Genomic DNA, 3,900 nt, shown 5'->3' with positions numbered 1-3,900 from the left:
GGCGGCGCTGCACCGGCACCTGGCGGAGGCCCCGCCGCGGGCGCACACCAGGGCGGCGCTCGGCGCGATCTGCCGACTCAACGCCTGGCGGCCGCCGGCCGGCACCTTCGACGCCCCGCTGGACTACGCGGCCCGGATCTCCCGCTTTCACGAGCTGGGGCTGCTCACCGACCGGGACATGGGAGACCTGCAGAAGCTGCTGCACGGCATCGCGCACTCGGCGGGCCGTCAGGGCATGGGCCAGTTCTGCCACGGCGACGCCCTGCTGTCCAACATCCTCCTCTCACCGGCCGGTCCAGTGCTGGTGGACTGGGAGCACGCGGGCTGGTACCTGCCGGGCTACGACCTGGCGACGCTGTGGGCGGTTCTCGGGGACGCGCCGGTGGCCCGGCGGCAGATCAGTCAGATCGCGCAGTCCGCGGGACCCGCGTCGCGTGACGCGTTCCTGGTGAACCTGATGCTGGTGCTGACCCGGGAGATCCGTACCTACGAGATGGCCGTGCAGCGTTCGATGCACGACACGACCCCGGCGGCACCGGGAGCTGCCCACCCGGGTGCTGCGCCGTCCGGCGAGGAACAACGGCTGCTGCTGAGGCGGCTGCACGACGACTGCCAGTTGGCCCGACGGGCCGTGCGTGCGGCGGTCGGCACTCGCTGACGGGGATGACGGTCCGCGGTGCGCCCTGCAGCGGCGCACCGCGGACCTTCGTGTGTCTCAGCCACCTGTGCCTTGTGTCTCGGCCACATATGCCTCCCCCACATAAGGCTCGCCCATTGGTGTAGTCCACTGATGCCCCGCAGGCCCGAAAGCCGCCGCCACGAAACTCCTCGTATCCCCTGTTGACAAGGGAAATCGTCCGCCTCTGGGCATGATTGACGGATCGTCGGCCAGCCGGTAGCACTGACGCACGCCCGGCCCCGAACGGATCGTCACACCCCACCGTCCCAGGAGGCTGCATTGCGAGGATCCTCGACCGACCCCAACCGCTCTCCCGGACACAGACGCACCCGAAGGTCCGCCGGTGCGCTCGCCACCGCCGCCCTGCTGCTGCCCCTGCTCGGCGCGGCCCCGTCCGAGGGCACCACCGACTCCTCCGCCGCCACCCTCCAGCGGGCGTTCGCCTCGGCGTCCGCCGAGTACCACGTGCCGCAGACCGTGCTGCTGGCCGTCTCCTACCTCCAGTCCCGCTGGGACACCCACGGCGGAGCGCCGAGCGTGACCGGCGGCTACGGCCCGATGCACCTCACGGACGCCCGCACCGCTCTCGCCACGACGGAGCACCTGAGCGAAGGCACCGAGGACGCCCGCGGCGACAGCGCCCGCCCGGCCCTGCACCCCGAGGTGAAGATCCCGGCGGACTCCCAACTCCCCGCCCGGCTCAGGACGTTGACGAAGGCGGCCGAGCTGACCGGACTTCCGGCCGCCGCCCTCCGCAGCGACGAGGCCGCGAACGTGGCGGGCGGCGCCGCGCTGCTGGCCGACGCGCAGCAGAGCCTGGGCGAGCCACTGAGCGCGGACCCGGCCGAGTGGTACGGCGCGATCGCGCGTTTCTCCGGCGCGGACGACACCGCGACGGCCGCCGCCTATGCCAACGATGTCTACGACGTGATCCACACGGGCGAGGAGCGCACCACGGACGCCGGGCAGCAGGTCGCCCTGGCCGCACAGCCTGAACTCACCCCGGACACAGCGCAGTTGGCGGAGACCGGGCTGCGCACGCTCTCCGCCGACGGCACGGAGTGCCCGAAGAAGGTGTCCTGCGAGTGGATCCCGGCGCCGTACTCCCAGTTCGGGACCAAATACGGCAACCACGACCTGGGCGACCGGCCCGCGTCGCAGAGCATCAAGTACATCGTCATCCATGACACGGAAGGCCAGTGGGCCGGTGTCCTGAACATGGTCCAGGACCCCACCTATGTGTCGTGGAACTACACGATCCGCTCCAGTGACGGTCTCGTCGCCCAGCATGTGAAGGCCAAGGACGTGGCCTGGCACGCGGGCAACTGGTACATCAACGCCAAGTCGATCGGCATCGAGCACGAGGGCTTCCTCGCCGCGCCGGACGCCTGGTACACGGAGGCGATGTACCGCTCCTCGGCCCGGCTGGTGAAGTACCTGACGAAGAAGTACGGCATCCCGCTGGACCGGCAGCACATCCTCGGCCACGACAATGTGCCCGGGCCGACCACGTCCACGGTCCCCGGGATGCACACGGACCCGGGCCCGTACTGGGACTGGGCCCACTACTTCGCCCTGCTGGGCCACCCCTTCGAGCAGACCGGCAGGAAGAGCGGCGGCCTGGTGACGATCCGCCCCGACTACACCGCCAACCAGCCGGTGTACACGGGCTGTGTCACCGCGGGCCAGCCGTGCGCGGTGCACGGTTCGAGCGAGGTCCGGCTGTACTCCGGGCCGGGCGAGACCTACCCCCTGATCAAGGACATCGGCCTCGGGACGACCCCTACCACCGGCGTCAACGACCTCTCCTCACGGGTGTCCACCGGACAGCAGTACGCGGTGGCGGACCGTTCCGGCGACTGGACCGCGATCTGGTACCTGGGCCAGGAGGCCTGGTTCAAGAACCCGAAGAAGCACCCGACGGCGGTCGGGGCGGCCGGATGGGTGATCACACCGAAGGACGGTCTGGACAGCGTCCCCGTGTACGGCCGCGCCTACCCGGAGGCCTCGGCCTATCCGACGGGAGTGCCCGTCCAGACGGTGTCCCCGCTGCCGTACACCCTGCTCAAGGGCCAGCAGTACGTGGTCGGTGGCAAGGTGCCCGGTGAGTACTACTACGCGGTCACCTTCACCACCGACTCGCACAAGGTCGTCGTAGGGAACGATCTCTACTACGAGATCCAGTACGGCCACCGGGTGGAGTTCGTGCGGGCCGCGGACGTCCAGCTGAAACGGTCCGGCCGGTAGGCAGTCGCCTCAGCCCTGCTGGAAAAGCTCCGCCGGGAGCGGTTTCAGCAGGGCGTAGAGGTCGTCCGTGATGGGGCGGTCCCAGGCGGCGATGGTGACCAGGACGTTGTCGCTGCGGTCGAACTGGACGCAGGAGATCCGGCTCTCGGAGAGCTTGAGGCGGCGCACGATCAGCAGGTTGTCGCCCTGCATCACCGGCATGTCCTCGGTGCCCACGACGGTCACCTCCTCGTCGTTCTCCAGCGCGAGGAGCAGCTGGGCGACCTCGAAGGGGACCTCGTCCTCGGCGACGTCACGGGCCGGGGAGCCCTCCGGGAGGTTGCCGATGACCATCGCGGGGCCTCGGCCGCCGAACAGGTCGTACCGCAGGAACACGCCCTGGCAGGTGCCGTCGGGGGCGGGCAGCAGACCGGCGCCGAGGTTGCCGGGCCAGTCGCCCGGATCCATGGCCAGCACATCGAATTCGGGGCCGGCGGGGGTGGCGCTGCGGCGGCGGAGGAACGACATGGTGCCATGGTACGGGGTGCCGTTCGGCGATGGAGCCGTGGCCAAATGCCGGGTGCGGTTCGTCGTTCGGGTGCGGCTGGGTGGGGGCTGAGCGCGCAGTTCCCCGCGCCCCTAGGGAACTCGGCCCTCAGTTGGCTGGATCAGTGCCGTTTCCAGGCCTGTGCGGTCCGTTCCCAACTTTCGGTAGGCCGCTGAGAGCAGGCGTACCGCCGTTTGTTCGTCCGTGTGGAGTTCTACGGCTATGTCGGCGTCCGTGTGGCCTTCGGCGGCCAGGGTCGCCGCTGTGCGTTCGTCGGTCGTGAGGGTGTCCGTCTCGGTGCTGTGGAGGCGGCGGGGGCGCAGGCCGGCGGCGGCGAGTTCGGCGCGGGTGGTGTCCGCGAGGCCGTCGGCGCCGCACTGGACGGCCGCGTCGAGGCCTCGGTAGAGGTGGTCGGCGGCTTCCCCGGAGCGGCCCGTGCGGCGCAGCT

General features: G+C 70.5%; 3 protein-coding genes and 1 pseudogene. 2 read left to right on the top strand and 2 right to left on the bottom strand.

Annotated features, from left to right (window positions below):
* Together R6V09_RS47975 and R6V09_RS47970 are read left to right on the top strand one after the other, a co-directional pair.
* Positions 1-658: phosphotransferase family protein (locus R6V09_RS47975; protein WP_317887747.1), on the top strand; the 658-nt coding region annotated here is incomplete at its 5' end.
* Positions 659-958: 300 nt separating this feature from the next.
* Positions 959-2,926, top strand: coding sequence for an N-acetylmuramoyl-L-alanine amidase (locus R6V09_RS47970; RefSeq protein ID WP_317887746.1), 1,968 nt, complete (start codon positions 959-961; stop codon positions 2,924-2,926).
* Positions 2,927-2,935: 9 nt separating this feature from the next.
* Here the strand turns inward: R6V09_RS47970 and R6V09_RS47965 are convergent, their stop codons facing one another.
* Together R6V09_RS47965 and R6V09_RS47960 are read right to left on the bottom strand one after the other, a co-directional pair.
* Positions 2,936-3,433 carry a hypothetical protein gene (locus R6V09_RS47965; RefSeq protein WP_019069079.1) on the bottom strand — a complete coding sequence of 166 codons (498 nt, stop codon included), beginning with the start codon at positions 3,431-3,433 and terminating at the stop codon, positions 2,936-2,938.
* A 111-nt stretch (positions 3,434-3,544) separates the two neighbouring features.
* Positions 3,545-3,900: pseudogene (locus tag R6V09_RS47960) on the bottom strand (ATP-binding protein); the annotation flags it as partial.

Source organism: Streptomyces sp. W16 (assembly GCF_033194735.1).
In the GTDB taxonomy this organism is placed as follows: Bacteria; Actinomycetota; Actinomycetes; order Streptomycetales; family Streptomycetaceae; genus Streptomyces.
Note: the sequence above shows the minus strand (reverse complement) of the source record. Positions and strands in the feature narration are given on the sequence as shown.